Origin of the sequence: uncultured Megasphaera sp. (assembly GCF_958350005.1) — a bacterium.
GTDB lineage: Bacteria > Bacillota > Negativicutes > Veillonellales > Megasphaeraceae > Megasphaera.
The window spans coordinates 1-24,974 of the sequence record NZ_CATWFF010000008.1 but is presented as its reverse complement, the minus strand read 5'-3'; the positions used below and the strand labels follow the sequence as shown (position 1 = coordinate 24,974).

Genomic DNA, 24,974 nt, shown 5'->3' with positions numbered 1-24,974 from the left:
GCCATGAACATAGATGCAACTGCTTTAAAACGATGGGCCCGTGCCCTGCACTTAACCTGTACAGGCATCGCCCCGGCCAGCCTGCCTGTTCCGTCAGAGCAAAGACAGTCTATCTGTCCCCTCGCTGCCGGCCAGGGAACAGAACGCTACGCACCGCAGGCCCTCCTGCCGGGCTGTCAGTCTATTGTCGTCGTGTTATTTCCCTATCGCTGTGACGACGGCAGTACTCCGGCCAACCTTGCCCAATACTGCCGCAGCCGGGACTACCACCTGATCGTAAAGGAATACCTATCCCGTATGATGGACTGGATAACCCGCACCTACCCGCACTCCCAGTGTCTGGCTATTGCTGATACGTCCCCTTTGGCAGATCGCTGGCTGGCCTATCAGGCAGGCCTTGGATTCTTTGGCGATAATCACTGTCTTATAAACGATATATATGGGTCCTATTTTTTTATTGGCAGCATCTTAACTACGACGCCCTTTATGCCAGATCAGCCGTTAAGGCAGGAATGTCTTCACTGCGGTGCCTGCTGCCGTGCTTGTCCCGGCTCCTGCCTGGATAACGGCACCTATGACTACCGCCTGTGCAAATCGTACTTGACGCAGAAAAAAGGGGACTTTACGGCAGAAGAGGAGGCCGTCATGAAACGGACGCCGCTGATTTTCGGCTGTGATGTCTGTCAGGATGTATGTCCCCACAACAAAAAAGCGGCCCTGACGCCTCTTGCAGAGTTTTGTCAGGACCGCCTTGCCACTGTTACGTACGAGCAGCTGTCATCGCTGTCTAACCGGCAGTTTCATCAATGCTATGGACAGCGCGCCTTTGCCTGGCGGGGAAAAAACACGCTGCTGCGAAATTTGAAGACTGTAGAAGACACCTAAGCTTCATGAGTCGTATCCAAATTAAGAAATAACGTATATTCGCTCTTAAAATACAGTTTAATAGAACCAACAGGGCCGTTTCGATGCTTGGCCAGGATAACTTCCGTAATATGCTGATTTTCCGTTTCCTTATCATAATAATCTTCACGATATAGGAACGATACGATATCTGCATCCTGTTCAAGAGCTCCAGATTCACGCAAGTCACTGAGCATGGGCCGTTTGTCCTGCCGGCTTTCCACGCTGCGGCTCAGCTGTGACAAAGCAATGAGCGGCACTTTCAGTTCCCGGGCCAGGGCTTTGAGAGAACGGGAAATTTCAGATATTTCCTGCTGCCGGCTTTCTGAATTTCGTCCCTGCATGAGCTGAAGGTAATCGACGACAATGAGGTCCAGACCATGTTCAGCTTTTAAGCGGCGTGCTTTGGACCGCATTTCTGTAACGGAAATACCTGGCGTATCGTCAATATAAATGGGAGCCTGATACAGTTTGTCACAGGCATCGGTAAGCTTAGACCACTCTTCATCAGTATTCAGCTGTCCTGTCCGCAACTTCTGCGAATCAATATGAGCAATCTGGCACAATAACCGCTGCACCAGCTGCTCCTGAGACATTTCCAGCGAAAAGAACGCCACTGTCTTATGCTGACGGACGCCGACATTCTGCGCAATATTCAGAGTAAATGCAGTCTTCCCCATACTGGGGCGGGCTGCAATAAGAATTAAATCTGACGGCTGCAGTCCTGAAGTCATGCGGTCTAAATCGCGAAACCCCGTAGGCAGTCCCGTAATACCGGCTTTATTTTCATATAGTTTGGTAATTTTATCCAGCGTTTCTTCGACAACGACGCCAACGGGAGCAAAATCACCGCGCCGCTTGCTTTCTGAAATCTGCAGAATTTTTCGTTCTGCATCATCCAGCAGCGCTTCCGGTTCTCGTTCACCGTCATAAGCCTCGGCTGCCACTTCCGTGCACGTCGTAATCAGACGGCGGGAGAGCGCCTTTTCGGCTACAATACCGGCATGATACTCAATATTCGCTGCCGTAGCGACGAGGGTCGGCAGACTCAGCACATATTCCACGCCGCCGACATCATCGAGCTTCTTCATGCGCCGCAATTCTTCCGGCAGCGTAATAACATCGATTTCTTTATTGTCGTGATGAAGATGCTCCATGGCTTCAAAAATCGTCCGATGCACGTCGCGGTAGAAATCCTGTGGTTCCAGTTTTTCCATTGCCGTAACAACGGCATTGTGATCCAGCATCATGGCACCGAGCACGGCCTGTTCAGCTTCCACATTCTGCGGTGGAACGCGCTGTTCCATAAGGTTATTCACTCCTGTTTACCAGCATCAAATCCAGTGCTTCCTGAATAGTTGTGACGCTGTGAATCTGTAATTGCAAATGATGAGCCGGCAGATCTGGCTCATTTTCTTTGGGAATAATGATGGCTTTCATGCCAGCCTGGCTGGCGCCATAGGCCTTTTCAAACACACCGCCGACGGGCTTGACCTGACCGCGTATGGAAATTTCCCCAGTCAGTGCAATGTCCTGCCGGACCGGAACCCCGGTAATGGCCGAAATAAGGGCCGTCGTAATAGCACAGCCTGCCGACGGGCCATCAATATTGCCGCCGCCGACAAAGTTGATGTTCACATCATAATCAGACAGTTCTTTGCCTGTAATGCTGCGGACGACAGCAGCGGCATTGAACATGGAATCTTTCGCCATCGATCCGGCTGTATCATTAAACCGGTAATAGCCTTTCCCTGGTTCCCGGGCCGGAAATGCAACGGCTTCAATCTCAATAGCCGATCCCAAATATCCGGATACGCCCAGGCCAAATACTTTTCCCGTTACAGGAACAGCACTGGCTTTTTCCAGCACATACGGAACGAGACGGCTGATTTGTGCCACCCGGTGTACGTGTTCCTTCGTAATCCGCACGTGCTCCTTGCTGCCAGACTGATATACGGCCAGACCGTACGTATCTGCCAGAATATTGACTGCCTTGCGCCCTTCAATGGTAAAGGAGCTGATCAGCTCCGCAACGCCGTCTTCCAGCTCAGCCTGCAGTTCCGCAGCTGCATGTTCTACAATTTTCTGAATGTCTGCCGGAACTAAGGGTTCAAAAAAGACTTCTGCACAACGTGAACGAATTGCCGGATTAATTTCCGACGGATCCCGCGTTGTCGCGCCGATGAGAATAAAATCAGCCGGCGCACCTTCGGCAAACAGCTTTTTGATATACTGCGGCACTGACGGATCTTCTTCATCATAATAGGCAGACTCAAATTTAACTTTTTTATCTTCCAGCACTTTCAGCAGCTTGTTCAGCAGCATAGGGTCCATTTCGCCAATTTCATCAATAAACAGAATGCCGCCATGGGCTTCCGTTACCAGGCCGGGCTTGGGCTCCGGAATGCCCGTATCAGCCAGATCCCGGCGAGCCCCCTGATAAATAGGATCGTGTACGGAACCAAGCAGAGGATTGGTCATGTCCCGGGAGTCCCAGCGCAGCGTCGTGCCGTCAGTTTCAACAAACGGTGCATCTGGCCCAAAAGGGGTAAAGGGAAGCTGTTTGGCTTCATTCAGAACAATGCGGGCTGCTGTCGTCTTGCCCACACCGGGCGGCCCATACAGCAGCAAGTGCTGCGGATATACAGAAGCCAGCTTGCTCTGCATAGCCTCAACAGCCCGCGCCTGTCCGACAATATTGCTGAGCCGTTTAGGCCGCACCCGTTCCATAATAGACTCGGCCAGCTGAATCTGATCCAGTTTCTTCAGCTCATCGAGCTTGCGCCGGGTCTGCGGTGTTTCGACATCCTGCATCTCTTCTTTAATCAGCTGCATCTTGATTTCCTGAACATATTCCTGCTGTTTTTCTTCCATACGCTGGGAAATTTTCTTTTCCAGTCGTTCTTCTACGGCCTGGCGGGCCAGCATTTCTGCCAGCACATTTTCCAGTCCATTAATGACGGCAACGACGTCGTCATCCGTAGGAATACGATCGTACGATGCATCTTCATATACCAGGCGCTGCAGTCCGACCAGACGCTGACGGGGATCTTCAGAATGAATATATGCCAGTGCCGAATACTTACTGGCCCGAAGCACCATTTTTTCAGACCCAATGAGCCCCGTAAATGCACCGTACAGCACATTGACCTGACGGCGCAGTTCTTCTTCTGCCGTCGGTTCCAGATACTTATGACGCTGCAGCAATTTATCGAGTAATTCTTTCATGCGCGTACCCTCACAGGACGGCTCATGCCGTCTTTTGCCCTATCCTTCTACTACGTGGACTTTAATAACGCTCGTAATGGTAGGATGAACCCGAATGACTACATCGTAAGTTCCCAATGCTTTAATGGGTTCCTTAATTTCGACTTTCTTCTTATCCAGATCAATGCCATATTGTTCTTTTGCAGCATCACTGATATTTTTACCTGTAATAGCGCCAAAAACCTTGCCGCCTTCACCGACTTTTACAGATACAGTGAGCTCTACTTTTTTCAGCTGACTGGCCAGAACGACAGCTTCGTCAGACGCAACCTGTGCCTTGTGCTTGGCAGCGGCCTGTTTCTGTTTGGCATCATTAATATTTCCAGCCGTTCCGGGAGCAGCCAGTTTGCGGGGAATCAGAAAATTCCGGCCATACCCTTCCGATACTTCTACGATTTCTCCTTTTTTTCCCAATTTTTTGACATCTTGCAGTAATATAACTTTCATTCTTTTTCAGTCTCCTTCATTTTATTTACAACTTCCCTCAGCGCCGCCATGACGTCTTTTTTGGCTTCATCCATCGTACGGCCTCTGAGCTGGGCACCGGCAACCGTCCGATGACCGCCGCCGCCTAAGGCTTCCATGACGAGCTGTACGTTAATATCGCCAGTAGAACGGGCGCTGACGCCAATACAATCATCTGATAATTCGTAAAATGTAAAGCTTGCTTCTACATTATCTATATTAATGAGCATATCGGCAATTTGGGCCGCCGTAATCGTAGCATTTTCGATACCAGGCGGGCAGCAGGCAATGGCAATGCCATCGTTAATCTGGGCTGCTGATAAAATTTTTGCTTTATTCTGAACCGTAACAAAATCAGAACGAAACAGTTCCCGCACAATTTCCGGATCAGCGCCGCAGCGGCGCAGATAGGAAGCTGCATCAAAGGTACGTACACCGGTTTGGACAGCAAAGTTTTTCGTATCCACAATAATGCCGGCATACAGTGCTGTCGCTTCGATTTTTTCCAGTTCCACATCATCCTGATAATACTGCAGCAGTTCCGTCACCAGTTCGCTAGTTGACGAACTGGACGGTTCAATATACGTAAGCAGTGGCTTTTTGATGAAATCAGAACTGCGGCGGTGATGGTCAATAACGACACGCTGATCTGTTTTATCCATCAGTGACGGCGCTACGGTCATGTCCGGTCTGCTCGTGTCAACAATAAACAACAGGGTCTGACTGTTGCACAGTTCTTCGGCAATTTCAGCAGTAATGAGCAGATCTTTAAATTTTGCAATATCCAATATTTGCTTTTCCAGCCGCCGAATAGCGTCAGTCTGCTTGCTGACGACGATATGGACATCCTTTCCGGCCAGCCGCGCCATATGAGCTACGCCGACGGCTGAACCGATGCTGTCATAATCTTCCCGTTCATGACCCATAACAAGAACCAGATCACTCGTATCAATCAGTTCATGAATAGCCTGAGCCACCACGCGGGCCCGGACACGGGTATTTTTTTCTACAGAACGGGTCTTGCCGCCATAAAAGTGAGGTGAGCCGTCCTCTTCATATACGACAGCCTGATCGCCGCCGCGCCCAAGAGCCAGATCCAGTCCGGCCTGTGCTTTATCGGCCAGCTCATTAAAATTGACCATGCCCTTAGTGATATCCTCTTCCGGAAAAGCGGCCACACCCATGCTGATCGTCACGGGAATGCGATTTACCGTGTGAATCATGCGAATTTTTTCAAAAAAGGAAAAGTTGTCGTCTTTAAGTGTATTTAAGGCTTTACGGCTCAGGCAGGCAAAGTACTTCTGATTTCCATAAGCCCGTACAAATCCGCCATATGCAGTAAGTTCATCAATCAGACAGTTATTGACATTCGTCCACAACGTTGTCTGCTGCACAGAAGACATGCCCTTACCGACTTCTTCCATATTATCGATTTCAATGTCACAAATAACGGGAACGGCAGCAATGCAGTTCAGCTTTTGCATTTCCGTTTCTGTAATATCTTCAAAATATAATATGAGGTAGTTGTCATCTTCTGCCGCTTCGGTCTGCAAATATTTGTAGACAACACGGTAATACCGCTGACCAATATGTTCAAAAAAGTAGCCAAACTTCCCCCAGAATTTATCAATTTTGAGGTTAGGCATAATGTGATCCAGTTTCTGGTCGTTATCGATATCGCCAATCCAGTCGCGAAACACGCTGTTGGCCCAGCACAAACTGGACTGCATGTCGACAATGGCAATGCCAATAGGAAGATTTTGCACGGCATACGTCGATGCCTGGTCTACACTGCGTGAAATTGCATCAAATAACTGATTAATTTCCCGTCGCCGCTCATTCGTATTTTTACGGGTCAGCACATAGGCCCCAACGATGAGGATAAGGCCCAGCAGAGCAATAACCCAATTATATACGGCAATAATTGCTAAAAGCAGAACCATAATGCAATATGCCGGTTCCGCACTTCGCCGCGACAGCATTTTCTTAAACATAATTCTCCCCCTGAATCTTACACAGAGCGCTGTTTTTTACGGTAATTCGTCAATAAATCCATAATGCCGATGATGAAAGCGGCATACGAAAAGAGAGGCATAATAAAAAACAGAACGATAAGCATAACCTGCAAGGCCGTGCGAATGTGGAAGCGTCGGTCCAGAAAATAGAGCACAAAGGCCAATCCTTCAATACAAATGAAAAAGAATGCCATTTGATTCAGATTCACGCCGATACTGTTAAGCCATTCAATGTTCCGCGTCGTACCCCAGTATTTCATGACTAACGCCAATACATATAAGTATATCACACCGCGCGGTATTTCCCAATAACGAATCGGCAAAAAGGGCTGAATCGAAAAGCCAAGGCGCTGCAGTACCAATTGAGAAACCTTTACATTGATATAGGCAACGATAGCCATGGCCAGACACATGAACATGGGCAGCATAGACGGCAGAAGGCGGCGCATTTCCTGAAGCTGCATTTTGGTTTCAGCCAGCTGCACGTCTGACATGCCGCTGTTTTTATACTGCTCAATAGCCTGTTCTGATACCATATCAAAGGCACTGTCCAGCATGGTGAATACATTGAGATCCATCAGGGCATACATGGCTCCCATCAGCAAGATGGATGCGCCAATCAGGGCGGCTGTAACGAGTCCCAGCATCTTGACAGGCGGCCAGTTCCGCTGGAATCCGGCGCCCAAAGCCAGGCCGACAGAAGAAAAGGTAATCATCTGAATGACTGCCGACAAGGGATCGATGAAAACACTCATGAGTATACCTACGACAATTCCCAGCATAACGGCCTGGCGCAGACCGAATTTCATGTAAATAATCGTAACGGGAATAGGCATGATAAAATAGCCAACATACGAGAAAAAAGGCACATATCTGCTGAGAACAGCCAAAATCAGCAAGATTGCGGCGAAGCAGCCCGCCGTTGTAATCGGCGTAATACGCTTCGGCTCCATCATATCCTCTCCTTTCACAAAACAAGGTGCAGAGCAAATGCCTGCACCTTGCACACGGAAAATCCCATAAGACTCTCCTGTATATAGTTATACTTCCATAATAATCGGCAAGATCATGGGGCGGCGCCGTGTTTTTTCATACAAATACCGGCTGAGCGTATCCCGGACCTGCGATTTAATAACGGCCCATTCACGGATATTTCCGGCTTCACACCGTTCCAATACGGCAGCGACGCGGTCATGGGCTTCACTGATCAGTTCTTCAGAATCACGGACATACACGAATCCGCGCGATACGATATCCGGACCGGCCAGGGCGTGACTCGTCCCTTTGGCCAGCGTCATGACGACGATGACCACCCCTTCCATGGCCAGCTGTTGCCGATCGCGAATGACAATGTTGCCGACATCGCCGACACCGAGACCATCGACAAAGACGCGGCCTGCATTGACACGGCCCGTTTTGTGGCCGGAACGGCTGGAAAATTCAAAGATCTGTCCGTTATCACCAATGAGGACATGATCTTTTTCGACTCCCATCATGACAGCCAATTCCCCGTGCTGTTTCAGCATGCGGTATTCTCCATGAACGGGAATAAAGTACTTAGGCCGGATTAAATCGAGCATGAGCTTCAATTCTTCCTGACTGGCGTGGCCAGATACATGAATTTTCTTGTCTCTGCCGGCAATAACATTGGCTCCAAGCTTCATGAGGTTGTCAATGGTGCGGCCTACACCGGTTTCATTGCCCGGAATAGGCGTTGCCGATATGATGACCGTATCGCCTGGCATGATGCTGACGCTGCGGTGGTTATTCGAAGCCATACGGGACAGCCCGGCCATCGGTTCACCCTGGCTGCCTGTCGTCAAAATCAGAATCTGATCTGCCGGGTAGCGGTTCAGTTCATCGGCTTCAATCAGGACGCCTTCAGGCACGTCCAGATACCCCAGCTCAATGGCAATCTGAACGTTATTGACCATACTCCGTCCCAGTACAGCCACTTTGCGCTTAAACTGCACAGCCGTATTAATAGCCTGCTGAATACGGGAAATATTGGACGCAAATGTTGCCAGAATAATACGTCCCGCTGCAGCGCGGAAGGCTTTGCGAAACGCATGGCCTACGGTAATTTCAGACTCTGTATATCCAGGACGTTCTGCATTGGTACTATCAGACATGAGAAGCAGCACGCCGCGGCGCCCAAGGTCAGAAAATTTATGAATATCCATGAGCCGGCCGTCAACAGGCGTCAAATCCACCTTGAAGTCACCGGTATGAACGATCGTACCTACAGGTGTCTTGAAATACAGTGCACTGGCATCTGGAATAGAATGGTTTGTATGAATAAATCCAACTCGCATACAGCCAATCTGTACTTCATCGCCGTGATGCACTTCATTCAGTTCATAATTAGTAATATGATTTTCCTTTAATTTGCCTTCAATAAGGCCACATACCAGTTTGGTTGCGTATACAGGCACATTTACTTCATTCAGTAAATATGCCAGGCCGCCAATATGGTCTTCATGCCCGTGGGTGATGACAACAGCCCGCACTTTATCCCTGTTTTCAATTAAATAGCTCATATCCGGAATAACCAGGTCAATGCCGAACATGTCATCATCTGGGAAAGCCAGTCCGGCATCAATGACGACAATATCATTTCCATATTGGATAACCGTCATATTTTTGCCGATTTCTCCCAGGCCCCCCAGAGGAATGACTAAGAGTTTTTCCTTTTTAGCCAAAATAGTTACCTCCTGTTTGTACTGTATTTATCCGTTCTCACGTTCTGCCGGTTTTACACTGCTGCCCCATACAGCTGCGTACCCCCTGCCATGCACATCCCTACGCCTGCCGTCCGTACTACACGTATTTCTGCGTATGATGCGCCCGCTTTCAGATATAACGAACAATAATAGACTTACGTCTTCTATCATATTTTCCGTTATTTCTGATTTTCTGTCAATAATTTGCAGGCAAATTTCTCTGAATTACACAAAAAAGTTGCCCTTTTTTATAGTATTTAGTGCATTTTGTATTAACCAGTAGTAAAACAATACAGAAAAACAGCGGCGCTTTTCTGTCTGTCCCTGACCGAAAACGCCGCTGCCTCAAAATAAAGCCAACATCTAATGAGCTGATATGCTGTTTTCTGCCTGTCTTCTAACTTCGTCAGGCACTGCGATAACCGTATGACTCGGAAGGTCTCTGCAGTCTATCTGAAGAGACATATCACTGTACTGGACGAACTGCGACACAATCGCCTTATCTGCTTCAGACAGGGAAGACAGGCTAAAGGCAGCCTGAACAGCAGTCCGCAGCTGCGGCGTCAGCGGCAGCACGACACGGGAAATGCGCTGGGTCTGCCCGTCAATCGTAACGACAGCCGTTACATCACCAGCCTGCTGCAGTGCCTGCAGTACCTTTGAAAGCATGGCAATCTGCTGGTCTGTCAGTCCCTTCTGTTTCCATTCTGCCTTATCAGCATCTGTATACAGCCGCGATGCATCAAATACTACCTTATATTGTCCTGTCCCGGCAGGAGTAACGGCCTTGACGCCGGCCATGACATTCCGCTTTTTGCCGGCAGCCGTTTTGCCAATGGGGGCATCGCTCTTCAGCGTTTCTTCCCGATGTTTCCAGTGCATCGCACCTTCGTCCTGCTTTCCATAGTACAGATGGAGAATATTCCCCTGCTGTTCTGCATATCCCTGTACGGCATAGGATTTCCCCAGTATATTCAGTTCCGTCTGACTTTGGGCGGCAAACTTCGGATCTACCTGCATATCCAGTGTCGTTTTGGCTGCCACAGAACCGACAAAGGGCATGTTCATATTCATCTGAATCACATAGTTTCCTTCCGGGTGGGCCGCCATATGCTGCGCAGCCTGTTCATATACTGCCTCTGCCGATACTGTGCTTACCTGTGCTGCCGAAACATCAGCAGATTCGGCGGCAGCTGCACTGCTGCTCAGCAGCATGACAGAAGCTGCAGCGCAGACAGCTCGTTTCCAAGAAAACTTCATTGTTATTCCTCCTCTTGATTACAGCAATCCTGCTTTTTTATACAGCGAGTAAAAGTGATGAATCGGCCCATGCCCTTTGCCAATAGGTTCAGCATGACGAATTCCTTCATATACAAAGAATTTTGCTTCCCGAACGGCTTCCGGCAGAGCCAGGCCATTGGCCAAATTAGCCGCAATGGCACTGGACAGGGAACAACCTGTACCATGGGTACTCGTGCTGTTCACGCGCTGTCCTTCAAAGTAGTAGAACTCGCCGCGGCTGTACAAAATATCCGTCGCATCCGCTGTCCGGTGACCGCCTTTGACCAGAACCGCCTGCGGGCCCATGGCAGCAATATCCTGGGCTGCCTTTTTCATCTGTGCCAGCGTTTCAATCGGCTGGCCTGTAAGCACTTCGGCTTCCGGTATATTCGGTGTCAGTACATCAGCTAATGGCAGCAGCACTTCTGTCAGTGTTTTTTCCGCTTCCGGAGCCAGCAGCCGATGTCCGCTTGTCGCCACCATTACGGGATCAACAACGGTCACAGGTGCATCGTACTGCCGCAGCTTATCAGCAATAATGCGGATCGTTTCCGGTACGCTGACCATTCCAATTTTAACAGCATCGACGTCAATATCTTCAAAGACCGCATCCAGCTGCGAGGCTATCAGTTCCGGCGTAACATCCATATACCCGCGTACGCCCTGCGTATTCTGCGAAACGACGGCTGTAATAACATTCAAGGCATAGCAGCCATGGGCACAAAAGGTCTTGCAGTCTGCAGATGCACCAGCGCCGCCGGATGGATCGGTGCCGGCAATGGATAATACGTGTTTCATCATATAAACCCCTCCTTTTTACAGTTGCCATACATCTGTTTGGCAGTTTCCGGATGGAGGTACAGCAATAACTTGCCGCCTCCGGCAGCGCCTGCATAGGGATCATAGGAAAACAGGGCAATACTGCCTGTCTTAAACTCGAGTGTACTGCCAGTCCAGCGGGAAGCCCACTGATCTAAATAGGGGGAATGGCCGACAATGCATATCGTATCTGCCGCTGCCGGGCAAAGGATCTGTCTGTACACAGCATCCCAATTGCCGGAAGCAATTGCCTCATGAGTATGCATTTCCGTACAGGAAATAGACTGATACATATATTCAGCAGTCTGACGGGCGCGTATATATGGGCTGGTCCATATGACGGTCTTTCCGGCAGGCCACCAGATAGGTGCCGTTTCCGCCACGGCAGCAACCTGCTTTTTTCCTTTATCTACCAGTTTGCGCGCTCCATCATCACAGCCGGCAGTATACGGTTCCGCTTTGCCATGGCGCATTAAGCAGACATACATTGTTTTCACACTCCTTTGTCCTGCAGTGTACACTTGCTTTATTCCGCAACATGTTCCAGGCCTACGGACAGCAAGGTAAATACATGATTATCTGCCAGAGAATAATATACGACTTTACCGTCGCGCCGGAACTGGACGAGCCGGGCATCCCGCAAAATCCGCAGCTGATGAGACACGGCAGACTGGCCCATCTGGATTTGGTCGCTAATATCCCGGACACATCGTTCCCCTTCCATAAGAGTCTGCAAAATTCGCAGCCGCGTCGGATCACCAAGAACTTTAAAGATATCTGCTAATGGCTGTATATATTGTTGTATCAAAGCCGGCTGACGCAGTGCCGACTGCTTCCATGTTAATTTCTGTTCCACAAGTTATCTCTCCCATCCCTGCGGAGTGTTCTGTTTTTATAAAACCGCCGAATACAGACAGGCCTTGCTTCTGTATGCGGCGGTTTTCCAGTTACTGTCGTTTCTCTTCATAGCGCTTCGTCCATTTCCAGCGATTATGCAGCCAGAACCAATCTTCCGGATAAGCGCGAAGATGTGCTTCCAGGCGGTCATTAAGCCGCTGCGTTACCTCGTATATGATACGCTTTTTTTCCTCTTTTGTCTTTTTCTCGCCAAGTGGCCAGGGACGAAATGGCGGCAGCACTTCAATTACATGATGATATGGCCGGTCTTCATGAATAAAGACGGTCACAATCGGATAATTGCTGAGGGAAGCCAGTTTTGCCGGACCATCTGGAGTCAGCGTATTTCTGCCAAACAGCTTGACCATAATGCCTGCGTATCCAGGATCCTGATCCATGAGTAGTCCAATATAGCGGCCTTCAGCCAGAAACCGGATCATATCACGAATCCCCGTTTTATACGTAACGTGCTGCTTCATCATGGTCCGATATTCATTGATAAACCGATCGGCGCCTTTGTTGTTCTGTTCTTGGGCAACCGAAATCAGCGGATATCCATTCATGGCCAGCGCTGCGCCGAGAAGCTCCCAGTTACCGGCATGGGAAGCCATAAAAACAGCCCCTTCGCCGCTTTTTTTCAGGTCTTCCAAATATTCCTGCCCTACGAAAGTAATTTTTTTTGCCAGCACGTCTTTTGTATACAATGGATACGAAAGGACTTCTATTATCATGGGGCCGAAGCGTACTGTACTGGCTTTGGCAATGGCCATGGCCTGCTGCGGATCTTCTGTAATGCCGCAGTCCAGGATTTGCTGCTGGGCCAGACGCTTCCGCTTCATCGGCACAAAGGTCCAGAAAAACCATCCCAGAAAGACACCAAACTGACGACGCATTCCCTCCGGTAGATGGCACACGATACAACCAAGTACTTTCATGAATGTATACATACAGCTCTCCTTTATTTGTCAGCCTTCTTTTCCAAGGCAGCAATCTTCTCTTCCAGGGCTTTAATTGTTTTAGCCATTTCCGGCAGCCGTTTAATGTAGACCTGCGTCCGGCTCCATTCCATGTGAGGACGGGCCGGAAAGCCGGCATAGGTCTGATTGCCTTCCATATTGCCGACAATTCCTGACTTTCCGGCAAACACGGCATTGTCGCCAATCGTAATATGGCCTGTACAGCCAGTCTGACCGGCAAAAATAACATGATTGCCAGCTTTTGTACTGCCGGCAATGCCTGTCTGTGCAATAATAAAGCAATCTTCACCAATTTCAACATTATGTCCTAAATGGACGAGATTGTCAATTTTCGTGCCTCTGGCTACTTTCGTCGATCCCAACGTAGCATTGTCGATGCAGGTACATGCGCCGATTTCAACGTCATCGCCGATTTCAACATTGCCAATCTGAGGAATTCGCGTATGCCGCCCATCTTTCGTGGCAAAGCCAAAGCCTTCGCCGCCAATAACGGCATGGGCACGAATGACGTTCCGTTCGCCTAATACGCAGTTTTCATGAATAACAGCGCCGGGAAAAATAACCGTCCCCCTGCCAATTTTCACGTTGTCACCAATAAAGACATAAGGGTATATCGTACAATCTTCGCCAATGCTGACATGCTTCCCAACAACTGCATAAGCCATAACGGCCGTACCGGTACCAACAGAGGCAGTATTGTCGATAACAGCCGAAGGATGGATACCTGATTCGACAGACTGGCGGGGATGAAACAGTACGAGGAGTTTTGAAAAGGCCAGGCGGGGATTTTCTACGACAATGAGCGTATTATCGCCGGCAGGAACTTCTTTTTCTACGATGACGGCACCGGCATGAACTTGCGGCAAATATTCCGTATACGGATCGACGGCAAAAGAAATATCCGTCGTTCCTGCTTCTGCCAGCCCTTTTACGTCATCAATAAGAACCTCGCCGTTACCAATGACCTTACCGCCAAGAAACTCGGCTAATTCCTGTACTGTTTTTTTCACTGTAGACAACCCCTTTACTGCAATTTTGCAATTAATTCGTCCGTCACATCAATACCGCCATTAGGCACGGCATCTTTAATGACGACAATGCCGACATTCTTCGTTTTGGCAACTTCAGCCAGCTTGCTTTGAATATCGGACATAAACTGCCGCTGCATACTGGCGGCAAAAATATTCAGTTCCTGCTGTGCCTGCTGCTGCTTTTTCTGATATTCTTCATCAGATACAGTTCCCTTGGCACTTTGCAGTTCCTGTTCTACAGATTTCTGCTTTTCTTCTGTTTTCGTCTTGTACTGCTGCACCAGCGGCGCTTCTTTCTGCACGCGCTGCATATCGACGACACCTACATTATCGGCACCGCCGCAGCCGGCAAGAACGCCTGCCGAAAGGGCAAGGACTGCCGCTGCGGCCAGGCGCTTCCAACTTCTGCTCATTCCCGTTCCTCCTGTTACGCCAGTTTGGCAATAATATCATCTGTTACATCAATTGCCGTTCCTATGCCGGCATATTCGCCAAAAATCATATCGATGCCTTTTTCCTGAGCTACATCGCCTGCTTTTTCACGGATATCCGCCATAATCGCGGTTTTTACATCATTCATCTGCCGTTCTTGTTGTTCAAGCTTCTCTTTCCACTGCTGATTCCAGATCGCCGGATCTGGCCGGTCCTGAATCGTTGCCAGTTGCTGATCAAAGGCGCTGCGGCTGTTCTGCTGGCGCTGTTCCAATTCCGCTTTGACCGTTGCCATATAGTCAGTCAGCGTCTTTTTTGCTTCTTCCCTATACGGGGCCATAGCCGCATCGATTTCCGCAGCTGTCTGATTCGTAACCTTTACGTCCGTTCCAGCTGCGCTCAGAAGGCGGTTCAATTCTTCTTCTGCTTCCTTTTTTTCTTCTTCCGTCAGCATCAGATTCTGTAACTTGAGCCGTAAATTGACAATCTTAAGATTATCTGCATTGGAAATGACAGTCTGGGTTTTCTTTTTTTCCTGCACCAGCTTCTCATATTGCTGCTGCAGGCCATGATTCAGCTCGTTTTCCTTCAAAGCAATTCGGGCTTTCAGCTCCTGATTCAATGCCTCTGTTCCTGCCGCATCTACGGCAGCAAATTGCCGGGATACAGGGCCTTCAGCAGCGGCTTTATGAGAATAGTTCCATTGCTCAAACTGATACTGCGCCACCATGGCATTATATTCCAGTTCCAGGCGGTGATACTCGCTGTACCGGGGATGACTCATCAGGATGTGCTCCACATCGGCATAGGCATATACCGGCATGGCCGCCTCCGGAACCGGCTGCGGCCGCTTAAACGTATACAGTCCCAGACCAATGGACAGAACAATGGACAGAACAACGACGAGAATGCCCACCAGCACTGCATATCTCCGATTCATTGCGGCCTTCCTTATTTAGACTGACTGTTGTTCAGTTCTTTCGTAACCTGGTCGGTAATATCTGTACCGCCATATAAAACGGCGCGCTTGTCGACAACGAGGCTCAGTCCCTTCGTATTGGCTACATTGCCAACAGCCGTGTTAATTTTATCTTGTAATCCCTTAAAAATTTCGTCACGTTTCTTGGCCATATCGCCCTGCATCTTCTGGAACAGTTCCTGCTTCTGTTCATCTGTCATGTTGGCCGACTGTTCTTCAAACTGCTTCTGCATATCTTCACCGGCCTGCTGCAGTTGCTTTTGCATATCTACCGCATCCTGATTGTCCGGCGTAATGACTTTGCTCATATCGACGACGCCAATATTACTGGACGGTGCAGCATTTACGGGATTGCCCATCTGCATTACAGCCAGTCCGGCAATACTCAGAACAAATATCAGCGCAATAACGCCGGAAAAAATCTTAATGTTTCGTTTCTTACCCATTTCTGCCATCATAATCGTACATTCACCCTTTCGCCTATATACAGACAAAAATCTCACCTGTGCAGATGCCGGCCCGGTCAGCACAGGCTCCGGCCATGCCGGAGCCTGCTGCCAGGCAAAGCATCCTATTTCTTTATCATACTATCCTTAGAACTTACCGCCGAAGCTGAAGTGGAACTTGCCCCCTTCTGAGCTCATAGCATAGTCCAGCCGAACCGGACCGATTGGCGTCGTAATGCGGAATCCAAGGCCTCCTGAATAATGGATCTTATTACTGTTGTGGTACCAGGGAATGTTTTCCGTGCCATCCCAGGCATTACCCATGTCGGCAAAGAACACGCCCTGAATCTTCTTGGCAATAGGATACCGGTATTCAACAGTAGCCTGATACATCTTGTTGCCGCGGAATTCATCATCTTCGTAGCCGCGGAGATTATCGGCGCCGCCCAAGGTAAACAGATCATTGTACGGCATATCGCCTGTCGCAATGCCGCCCATGAGCCGTACGGCAATGACATGGGCCCGGCCGACTTTGTAGTACAGGCGGTTTTCAGCAATGAACTTGAAGTAATCAAAGTCACCACCCAGACCGTTGCCAGCCCAGAACCCTGTAAAGGACAGGCGCTTGCCCCGCGTCGGATCATAGACGTTGTCGCGGTTGTCGAATACATGGGACCAGCTCAGGCTGTTGGTCTGGCCAAAGTTATTGTCCATGTAGTCTTCATAGCCAGGATAATTTTCTCGGTCTAATGTTTCATAATCTAAACCACTGTTATATTCCGTATATTTGGTCTTTTTCGATTCCAGTGTAAAGAAGTCGCTCACATATTCACTGCGGGCCCGGCCGTACGTAACGCTGCCGCCAGTTGTCCGTTTATCGTAATCGGCAACAGAATCACCGTTTTCATCGTAGTCATCATATTCCGATTCGCGGTCGTAAATGCTGAAGCCAATGGAATCGCCGGCATCGTTAAGATACGGATGGGTATAGGAGAAAATATAGTTCCGATCCGAGTCGGTATTGCCGCCAAATTCCCAGTTAATGCTGACCTTATCGCCTGTGCCGCGAAGGTTCGTTTCGCTCAGGCCCAGAATACCTACAAGGCCGTCAGAATCGGAATAGCCCGCACCGATCGTAATAGAGCCTGTTTTCTGTTCTACTACGTCCAGTTCGACAATAACGTCTTGAGGATTCTTTTTCCCTGGCAGCAGGCGGACGTTGACATCTTCAAAATAGCCCGTGTTGTACACGCGCTGAATACTGCGGCTGGCTACTTCTTTATTGAAAATATCGCCTTTTTTAAACCGCAGTTCCCGCAGAATAACTTTGTCCCGCGTCTTCGTATTGCCCCGCAGAATAATGCTTTCTACATGTGCTTCGGAAATGCCGATATGGAGAATGCCCTTGTCATCCATATTTACAGCCGATACGCGGCTCATCATGTAGCCGGCATTACCATACAGCGTATTAATGGCAGCAATATCATGGCTGACAATAGACGTATTCAGCACCGAATTAGGCGTAACAGAAACGAGTTTTTCCAGTTCGTCCGTAGGAATAGATTCGTTGCCGGCAAATTCCACACCTTTGACGACGGGATTAAGCTGAACCGTATAATTCAGCGCCACCCCTTCAGGAACATTGGTAAAGGCCGGTTTAATTGTCGAAAATAATCCAGTCGAACCGATGACGTTCAAGTCATGGCGAATATAGTCAATATTGACAGCATCGCCGACACGCATAGCCAGGCGCGGCAGAATCTGTGCTTCTATACGGCTGTCCGGCACGGGGCTGACCGTAACGGAAGTCGCCAGTTTTCCTGCATAGGGAGCTACATCAGAATCGGCCACTAAGTCTCCATAGGGAAGATTTCCTTCCTGTCCCTGCGGCACGACGACCATGGGATAACCGGGAACGGTCGTATCAATTTGGTAATTAGGCAGACTGGCCGGGAATTGTACGGCCTTGCCGGGAAGGGTCTCAGCTACCGGTTTGGGAGCAGCCGCAGCCTGTGCTGCCGCAGCGGCCTGTACAGCTTCTTCTGCCTGCAGCTGTACTTCTGACGGAGATTTTCCGCTGGCAATTTCTGCCATTTCTTCTTCCGTTTCATACCCGGTCAGTCCCGATTTCGCACCTTTCATGGCAGCATCTGTAGAAGCATCGGCTGCTGAGGTGACGACGGCATTGACGCCTACCTTATCATCTGCTGCCGGTGCGGGACTGGACGCTTTATTAGCAGTGCCGCCGCTTGTCGGCTCATACCCAGTAACCCCATCATCAGCTGCCCAAACGCTGCATGTCATCATAGCACTGGTAATCATGAGGGCAAGAATTTTCTTTTTTCGCGTATTCATAAAAACCTCCGTTTAGTATTTCGTAATCTCTGTACGATGTAACTAGCCATTACATTGCGTACAGCAGTCCGTATCTGCCTTCCGGCACCGATACAGTTTATGTGAATCAGTACTGGCTTTATCTCATAGCATAAACCAGGTACTGTCTCAGCCATTCATGCCATTGAATCAACTTGTACAACCTGGCTCTATGCTGCCGGCACAACGGTTTTTATATGCCCCGCCGTGGTTGTACCAAAAAGAGTAACAAATTCAGCATACTAGCAATGAAATCTGTTGTCAATCCCCTTTTTTTGTATTTTTGCACGAAATTACATATTTTTTGCAAAGACCATCATGGATAAACGGCCCTTCCCTTTTCCTACCAGAAGGAATAGCGGTACAGGCCGCCGGCAAAGGCATTGTCATCTGACGTCCAGGCATTCAGACTGAACTTGCTGCCCAAATCATACTGGATACCAAACCGATTGTCATCATGGTTCAGGCCAAAGGCTGCCGTAACCATAAAGTTGTTGAACAAATACTTGCCCATTTCAATGTTATAGTAGTTGCGGCTCATATCCGTATTTTTATCAGCCAGGTCCAGGGAGCCATTGGTAACGGTAACCATATCGAGAGACAAAGCCCGTTCCAGTTCCTGCGTAATACCCAGACTGTTCAGGGTCAGGCGAATACCTGAGCCCACCAGGGCATTCATATCTTCTTCTGTCAACGAACTTTGCTGTTTGCCACTGCTGTTGCGCAGCGTAATAAGTGAAATAATCTGCTGTCTCGTCAGCGGCGGATTGGAACGGAGAAGCATATCCATAGAATCTACTGGCCCCCGCAGTGTCAGCAGCACATTATACTGGCCTACGCGGCTCGTCCCTTCCAGATCGATAACCGGCAGGAACGAATCCATCTGCGAAAAATCAGCTTTGGCTTTACTGATGGAGAAATTCGTATCCAAGTAATGGATTTTTCCGCCATTGGCTTCAAACCGTCCCGATGGAGCAGGATGACTGGCTGTGCCCTTAAATGTTACAGCCCCGTTTACCATTAAATCATATAATGCCGGATTATACAACCGAACTTTATCCCCCAGCGCCAGGGTAACGTCTAATTCCACATTGGGAGCTACTGTACTTTCCGATAAGCTGAGAGGCACATCGATAGTTGCGTTATCCACTGTAATAATACCGCCCAGCCGCGGATATGCATCACCTGGGGCAATACTCAAATGACCCGTCAAGGGACCTGTAAAGTATGCACTGTCCACAGCCAGCCGGTCCGCATCAAGGGAACCGCTGTACTTGGTAAACTGCCACCCCTGCCAGGATGCCTGTCCCTGCAGCGCTACGGTGCCGGGATGTTTCGCCCCCTCCTTATCCATCGTTGCTGATCCTTCGACAGAAGCTGAAGTGCCGTTAAAAGCAAGCTGCCCCGTTATACTGCGAAGGGGATAGGAAATGCCGCGAATCTGCATGGATCCGTCCTGAACGCCCAGTGAGCCATAAATTTGCGGATCTGCCAGGGTGCCGCCGATTTTCAGAGAACCTGTAATATCGCCTTGAGCGCTGGTAATCCAGGGAGTCAGAAAAGTCAGCGCATCCAGGCCGGCATTATCCAGCTTGACCGTTACATTCATCGGTTCCGCTCCCCGGCCGCCGTGAAGAGCACTGACCGGTATGTCACCGTAAGCTGCGGCCTTATAGGGATCCCGCGCCAAATAGGCCTGCTGAATGTGAATGTTTCCGTCACCAATATTGAGCATGGCAACGGCATTGGTAAAGGAAATGCCGTTAATCGTACCGCTGCCCAGCTGAGCAGATACATTCGCCGTAAGATCGTCACCGGAACCGCCCAGTTCAGCAGAAAAATCAATAGGTGCATCAACCTGAATGTCATCCCGCCCGGCAATTCCCAGCAAAACTTTAGATGGAAAATTACGTGCTGCAAACTGAATGGCCGCCGGTCCGTGGATCGCATAGGTTCCCTGGGCAGCCAGCAAACTGCTGCCGGCTTCCAGGGCCAGTTTATTTACCGTAATGACGCCATTTTCCAGTTTAACATCTATGTCAGTCGGTGACACAGCCATGCCGGCCAGGGAAGCCTGGGAAACAGAGCCCTGAATCGCTGCTGTCGGGTTGTGCAGGGTACCGCTTAAATCGACACGGCCGTCTACCCGTCCTTCTACGTTCTGAACAGGTACACCTGCCAGTTTCAGCGCACTGGCAATATCGCCGCCCTGTACGCTGGCCATGCCCCGAATCAGGCCATCTTCTGTCCGGTACAGCAAGTTGCCGTCAAAAGAACCGCCATTTTGCTCTACATGCAGATCAGTCAGGCGCATCATACGGTCATAATAGGCAAAATCGCCATGAACATTCGTCAGCGGCATGCCGTTAATCGTCAGGCTGTCTGACCGCAGTTCTCCACTGGCAGCAGGATTGTCCATGGTCCCGCCAACATGAGCCTTGATGTTGAACAGTCCGCTGCGAGGCAGTTTATTTCCCGGCATCATGCGGGCAATGTCCAGCTGCCGGCCTTCAATCGTAAGATCAAGGGATTTGCCAATAGAGCCAGCAAGAGATACAGACGCATTGTATGATGAAATATCGCCGTTCTTCAGGTATACCGTTCCATCATCGACACGGTAGTCAGCACTGATATTTTTATATAAATAGCCGCTGTAGGAACCGCTGGTCAGACGAAAGGCACCAGACGCCTTCAGCTGATCAACAGGACCGCTGAAGGTCACGACATTATCAGCCCAGCCGGTCATGGGAATATCGCTTCTGCCTATGGCCGGCAAGAGCTTTTCAATCCGCATGTGTTCTGTTTTCAGGGAGCCCTGCACTTCCCGGCTGTCTAAATCTGCCCGCCCCTGCAGGGTATGAACGCCATCTACATACCGCCAGTACAATGCAGGAATCTCTATGATCCGGCCTCTGCCCCGTACGGAGCCGTCAATGCTGTCAAAAGGCATCTGCTGAACAGCGCCGTTGGCTGCATTGAACTGTACATCCCAGTTCCAGTCTGATCCGTACACATGTCCCGTCAGAGAGGCCGTTCCGGACATGGGAATGCCGGCATAGGGGCTTGCCACATCCAGAGGAATCTCATGGGCTGTAAAGGAAATATCCGGAATGCGGGAAGCCACATCATAGGTGCCGCCGCCCTGAATGGTGCCGCCGCCGACAGATGCGCGCAAATCAGCAAGTTGCACGATATCATTGGCGTACGTAGCATCAGCAGAAAGGTTCTGCACATCCAGTCCGTTACAGGACAAGCCTGCCGCCTCAACATGCGCTGCAGCCCATACAGAATGGTCCTGACTGTTGCCGGAAACCTGCACGGTCCCGTCAATAGAGCCTGCAACAGCCGGAGATACCTGCGGCACTTGCGACAAATCGATGTGCTCAGCCTGAAGGGAAGCCGCATAGGCACCAGTATTATCCTGATAGGTGGCCTTGCCGCGAACCGTTCCTCCCCATCCGGAAAGTTCCAGGTTAGCAGCCTGCAGTACATGATCACTGTAGGAAATATCCATGGATCCTTCATCCAGAGACCAGCCATTGTAAGACACATGCGACAGATGCAGTTTTCCCTGCCCATTCAGTCGACTGGCTGATCCCCAGATCTTACCGGAAAAGCCTGCCGTTCCTTCTGCAGAAACGGGCAGTATGTCGGAAAAGGCGTCAAGGGACACACTTGGCGCATCGACAGCTATATCGAAAACAGGTTCACTGCCATTGGTTACTACCGTCCCGTCAGCCCTGAAGGCCTGTCCGTTTACGGTACCACGAAGCTGACGGAGTTTGACATCATGGCTGGATACATCTACATGCCCCGTTACATCACCAATATCGACACCGTATGCCGATGCCGAACCATTGGATACATCAGCCTGGCCGGACAGGAAAAAGCCTTTCCGGTCATTGGCAACGCGGACTTTCACATTTTCAACAGTCCCGCTGTGAAGAGCTACATCTACATTGCCAGGCAGAAAGGGAACACCATACAGTGCGTTTATTTTACGGGCCTGTACGACTACATTGTAGTGTCGAGAAGACTTATACGTACCGGATACACTGACGGCCTGTCCATCTACATACCCATCGGCATTGACAGCCAGATTCGTCGGATAATTGGCAAAAGACAGGCCTCCCTGCAGATTATCCATCACGACGAGCTGTCCCCCAGGAAGCCGGGTCCTTACAGTCCCTTCCTCCAGCCGTACAGTACCGCGAAATCCTGTATCCTTCGTTTCGTTGTTCGTTCGAATCAGAGAGGCTATATTCCAGGTGCCATCACTGCCTTCCCACACATGCAGCACAGGCTTGCGAATATCAATCGTATCCAGTGCTTCCAGCACTGCTCCTTTGCGCAGAGACGGCAGTATCTTACTGGGATTGACATATACCTGTACATCGTCTCCCTCCAAAACGACCTGTCCGGCTGTATCCCGGATAACGGGCCGGGAAATAATGACTTTACCGGACAGGGAAATATCCATAGAGTCAAACGACAGGGTTCCATTCAATTTACTGTTTGCTGTTGTCCGTACGGTATCGTTCAGCATCTGTGTCAATGCCGGCTTTTCCATCCAGAATACCACGCACGCTGATAAAAAGAAGGCCGACACGGCACAGCCTGCTATCCATTTTTTCTTCACAAAGGAACTCCTTATATACAGATAAAGGGAAAACTGTATAACTACAATTCTCCCTTTATTCTACCTATGCTATTGTGTAAAATCAAGAAACAGAGGCCAGAAAACACGCAGTATACGCAAATTGTTAAAAAACGTTTAACTTTGTTTTCCGCCCTGCTTTCTTATTGATAATCCAACTGCCGCTACTGGACACAATTTCAGGACTACTGACGTGCTTCCGGATGGATGACGCCGGAACGGACATCGACGCCCATAGCCTGTTCCAGCTGAGCAATGCCGACATTATAGTCGTACAAAGCCTGAATATGATTGGTCTTAGCCTGGTTCAGATTGAGCTGAGCGTCGAGAACATCCAGGTTAATGCCAACACCGGCCTGATAGCGGACGCGGGCAATTTTAAAGCTTTCTTCTGCCTGGGCCACTGCCGACTGCGTTGCTTCTACTTTCTGAGCTGCACTGCGAATATTGAGATACGCCTGCTTTACTTCCAGCTGTACAGCTTCACGGGTTTTCTGTTCCGTTTCGCGGGCCGTCAGCAGCGCCTGTTTTGCCTGATTTACCTTGGCCTTGGTTGCGCCGCCGTCATAAAATTTAAATGTCACGCCGCCGGCTACTTTCCAGCCATTATTGCTCGTGCCTGGGAAGGTGTCATCACTCCAGTTTTCTCCGGCACTGACCGATACGGTCGGCTTATTGCCGGCTCCGGCAATGCCGATATTTTCTTCTGCCGACTGGACACTGAGAGCTGCCTGGAGAACTTCCGGTCTGTACTTCATGGCATAGTCCAGTGCTTCCTGCAGGGAAATATCATACGTATCAAAAGGCAGCGTATGATCAGACAGAACCAGTTTGGTCTGCAGCGGCAAGCCCAGAATATTATTCAGATTGGCTTCGGCATTGGCAACGTTGTTGTCGGCCGTAACGGCATCGGTCTTGGCATTGGCCAGCGATACGTTAGACGTAAGAACATCCAGTTTGGCTACAGTGCCGACATTATACTGAGCCGTTACATTATCCAGGTGGCCCTGAAGGTTGGTTACCGATTCATGATAGACTCCCTGCAGTTCTTCGTAGGCAAGAAGTCCAAAATATCCCTGTACAGCAGCCAGTTTCGTAGCCTGTTCGACACGGAGAATTTCTTCCTGCGCCGTCGTCTTGCCCAGCTTGGCTACGGCAATGTTTCCTTCAACCAACCCGCCCGTATAAATAGGAATCGTCACATTCAGGCCGTTGCCAAAACTGTTGCCCATGGTAGATCCCATGGCACTGGATGTCTTGGACCGGCCGGCGTCGAAGGTATAACTTACTTCCGGCATTTTCCCGGCCCGCGCTTCATCAATGCTATATTCTGCACTTTTCAGACTATAGTGTGCATTTTTAATATCCCTGTTGTAATCAAGAGCCATGCGGACCGTTTTGGGCAGCGTCAGGTCCACTGCCTGATCCGGTGCCACACGGCCGACGACGATGACAGGATCGACTTCCTTCGTCTTCGCCCGTTCTGCAGCCGCTCTCTGTGCGCTCTGAGCTGCATCATCGGCAATTTTCTGAGCCAGCTCCTCCCGCAGTTCCGGCGTAATATCAACAGGACGGACAGCAGTATCTGCAGCCAGCGCCGTTCCTCCCATGGCAGTAAGCATCATGGCAACAAGCATATTTCTATACATCTTCTTCATCTTCGTTCCCCCATATCCTAATAATCTATATAAAAATATCTTAAAATACAT

At 49.7% G+C, this 24,974-nt stretch carries 19 protein-coding genes; 1 reads left to right on the top strand and 18 read right to left on the bottom strand.

Going from position 1 to position 24,974, the window contains the following annotated elements:
- The coding region (locus Q3886_RS01195) for an epoxyqueuosine reductase (protein WP_367881539.1) at positions 1-885 on the top strand (885 nt) is incomplete at its 5' end.
- Here the strand turns inward: Q3886_RS01195 and dnaB are convergent.
- The 18 genes from dnaB to Q3886_RS01105 form a co-directional block, all read right to left on the bottom strand.
- Positions 882-2,210, bottom strand: coding sequence for a replicative DNA helicase (gene dnaB, locus Q3886_RS01190; RefSeq protein WP_301859300.1), 1,329 nt, complete (start codon positions 2,208-2,210; stop codon positions 882-884). The genes Q3886_RS01195 and dnaB overlap by 4 nt on opposite strands.
- A gap of 4 nt (positions 2,211-2,214) precedes the next feature.
- A complete protein-coding gene (lonC, locus tag Q3886_RS01185; protein WP_301859299.1) occupies positions 2,215-4,131 on the bottom strand; it encodes a Lon family ATP-dependent protease in 1,917 nt (638 codons plus the stop codon).
- A gap of 39 nt (positions 4,132-4,170) precedes the next feature.
- Positions 4,171-4,617 (bottom strand): 50S ribosomal protein L9, encoded by a 447-nt coding sequence (gene rplI, locus Q3886_RS01180; RefSeq protein WP_301859298.1) that lies wholly within the window; start codon positions 4,615-4,617, stop codon positions 4,171-4,173.
- A complete protein-coding gene (locus Q3886_RS01175; protein WP_301859297.1) occupies positions 4,614-6,629 on the bottom strand; it encodes a DHH family phosphoesterase in 2,016 nt (671 codons plus the stop codon). Before Q3886_RS01175 ends, rplI begins: the two co-directional genes overlap by 4 nt.
- Before the next feature lie 17 nt (positions 6,630-6,646).
- Complete coding sequence (locus Q3886_RS01170) at positions 6,647-7,606, bottom strand: YybS family protein (protein WP_301859296.1); 960 nt, start codon at positions 7,604-7,606, stop codon at positions 6,647-6,649.
- An 84-nt stretch (positions 7,607-7,690) separates the two neighbouring features.
- A complete protein-coding gene (locus tag Q3886_RS01165; RefSeq protein ID WP_367881538.1) occupies positions 7,691-9,352 on the bottom strand; it encodes a ribonuclease J in 1,662 nt (553 codons plus the stop codon).
- A gap of 384 nt (positions 9,353-9,736) precedes the next feature.
- Positions 9,737-10,633, bottom strand: coding sequence for a hypothetical protein (locus Q3886_RS01160; RefSeq protein WP_301859294.1), 897 nt, complete (start codon positions 10,631-10,633; stop codon positions 9,737-9,739).
- Positions 10,634-10,651: 18 nt separating this feature from the next.
- Positions 10,652-11,455: a bifunctional hydroxymethylpyrimidine kinase/phosphomethylpyrimidine kinase gene (gene thiD / locus Q3886_RS01155; RefSeq protein ID WP_301859293.1), complete on the bottom strand. Its 804-nt coding sequence runs from the start codon at positions 11,453-11,455 to the stop codon at positions 10,652-10,654.
- Positions 11,452-11,961 (bottom strand): histidine phosphatase family protein, encoded by a 510-nt coding sequence (locus Q3886_RS01150; protein ID WP_301859301.1) that lies wholly within the window; start codon positions 11,959-11,961, stop codon positions 11,452-11,454. Before Q3886_RS01150 ends, thiD begins: the two co-directional genes overlap by 4 nt.
- 38 nt (positions 11,962-11,999) lie before the next feature.
- Complete coding sequence (locus Q3886_RS01145) at positions 12,000-12,329, bottom strand: helix-turn-helix transcriptional regulator (RefSeq protein ID WP_301859292.1); 330 nt, start codon at positions 12,327-12,329, stop codon at positions 12,000-12,002.
- A gap of 91 nt (positions 12,330-12,420) precedes the next feature.
- The gene (locus tag Q3886_RS01140) at positions 12,421-13,317 is read right to left on the bottom strand and encodes a lysophospholipid acyltransferase family protein (protein WP_301859291.1); all 897 of its coding nucleotides are present in this window, start codon (positions 13,315-13,317) and stop codon (positions 12,421-12,423) included.
- A gap of 11 nt (positions 13,318-13,328) precedes the next feature.
- Entirely contained in the window at positions 13,329-14,357 is a 1,029-nt protein-coding gene (gene lpxD, locus Q3886_RS01135; RefSeq protein ID WP_301859290.1) for a UDP-3-O-(3-hydroxymyristoyl)glucosamine N-acyltransferase, read from the bottom strand.
- A gap of 14 nt (positions 14,358-14,371) precedes the next feature.
- On the bottom strand, positions 14,372-14,791 hold the full coding sequence (locus Q3886_RS01130) for an OmpH family outer membrane protein (protein WP_301859289.1): 420 nt from the start codon (positions 14,789-14,791) through the stop codon (positions 14,372-14,374).
- 14 nt (positions 14,792-14,805) lie between these two features.
- Positions 14,806-15,750 (bottom strand): OmpH family outer membrane protein, encoded by a 945-nt coding sequence (locus Q3886_RS01125; protein ID WP_301859288.1) that lies wholly within the window; start codon positions 15,748-15,750, stop codon positions 14,806-14,808.
- Between the two features lie 11 nt (positions 15,751-15,761).
- Entirely contained in the window at positions 15,762-16,247 is a 486-nt protein-coding gene (locus Q3886_RS01120; RefSeq protein WP_301859287.1) for an OmpH family outer membrane protein, read from the bottom strand.
- Between the two features lie 135 nt (positions 16,248-16,382).
- Complete coding sequence (locus tag Q3886_RS01115; protein WP_301859286.1) at positions 16,383-18,590, bottom strand: outer membrane protein assembly factor; 2,208 nt, start codon at positions 18,588-18,590, stop codon at positions 16,383-16,385.
- Between the two features lie 361 nt (positions 18,591-18,951).
- A complete protein-coding gene (locus Q3886_RS01110) occupies positions 18,952-23,247 on the bottom strand; it encodes a translocation/assembly module TamB domain-containing protein (protein ID WP_301859285.1) in 4,296 nt (1,431 codons plus the stop codon).
- A 203-nt stretch (positions 23,248-23,450) separates the two neighbouring features.
- Positions 23,451-24,923 (bottom strand): TolC family protein, encoded by a 1,473-nt coding sequence (locus Q3886_RS01105; RefSeq protein ID WP_301859284.1) that lies wholly within the window; start codon positions 24,921-24,923, stop codon positions 23,451-23,453.
- Positions 24,924-24,974 lie beyond the last annotated feature (51 nt).

Excerpts from the sequence above, each read along its gene's own strand:
- rplI (WP_301859298.1), bottom strand. The coding sequence starts at position 4,617 with ATGAAAGTTATATTACTGCAAGATGTCAAAAAATTGGGAAAAAAAGGA.
- Q3886_RS01125 (WP_301859288.1), bottom strand. The coding sequence starts at position 15,750 with ATGAATCGGAGATATGCAGTGCTGGTGGGCATTCTCGTCGTTGTTCTG.
- Q3886_RS01175 (WP_301859297.1), bottom strand. The coding sequence starts at position 6,629 with ATGTTTAAGAAAATGCTGTCGCGGCGAAGTGCGGAACCGGCATATTGC.
- thiD (WP_301859293.1), bottom strand. The coding sequence starts at position 11,455 with ATGATGAAACACGTATTATCCATTGCCGGCACCGATCCATCCGGCGGC.
- dnaB (WP_301859300.1), bottom strand. The coding sequence starts at position 2,210 with ATGGAACAGCGCGTTCCACCGCAGAATGTGGAAGCTGAACAGGCCGTG.
- Q3886_RS01140 (WP_301859291.1), bottom strand. The coding sequence starts at position 13,317 with ATGTATACATTCATGAAAGTACTTGGTTGTATCGTGTGCCATCTACCG.
- Q3886_RS01105 (WP_301859284.1), bottom strand. The coding sequence starts at position 24,923 with ATGAAGAAGATGTATAGAAATATGCTTGTTGCCATGATGCTTACTGCC.
- Q3886_RS01160 (WP_301859294.1), bottom strand. The coding sequence starts at position 10,633 with ATGAAGTTTTCTTGGAAACGAGCTGTCTGCGCTGCAGCTTCTGTCATG.
- lonC (WP_301859299.1), bottom strand. The coding sequence starts at position 4,131 with ATGAAAGAATTACTCGATAAATTGCTGCAGCGTCATAAGTATCTGGAA.
- Q3886_RS01170 (WP_301859296.1), bottom strand. The coding sequence starts at position 7,606 with ATGATGGAGCCGAAGCGTATTACGCCGATTACAACGGCGGGCTGCTTC.
- Q3886_RS01150 (WP_301859301.1), bottom strand. The coding sequence starts at position 11,961 with ATGTATGTCTGCTTAATGCGCCATGGCAAAGCGGAACCGTATACTGCC.
- Q3886_RS01115 (WP_301859286.1), bottom strand. The coding sequence starts at position 18,590 with ATGAATACGCGAAAAAAGAAAATTCTTGCCCTCATGATTACCAGTGCT.
- Q3886_RS01130 (WP_301859289.1), bottom strand. The coding sequence starts at position 14,791 with ATGAGCAGAAGTTGGAAGCGCCTGGCCGCAGCGGCAGTCCTTGCCCTT.
- Q3886_RS01120 (WP_301859287.1), bottom strand. The coding sequence starts at position 16,247 with ATGATGGCAGAAATGGGTAAGAAACGAAACATTAAGATTTTTTCCGGC.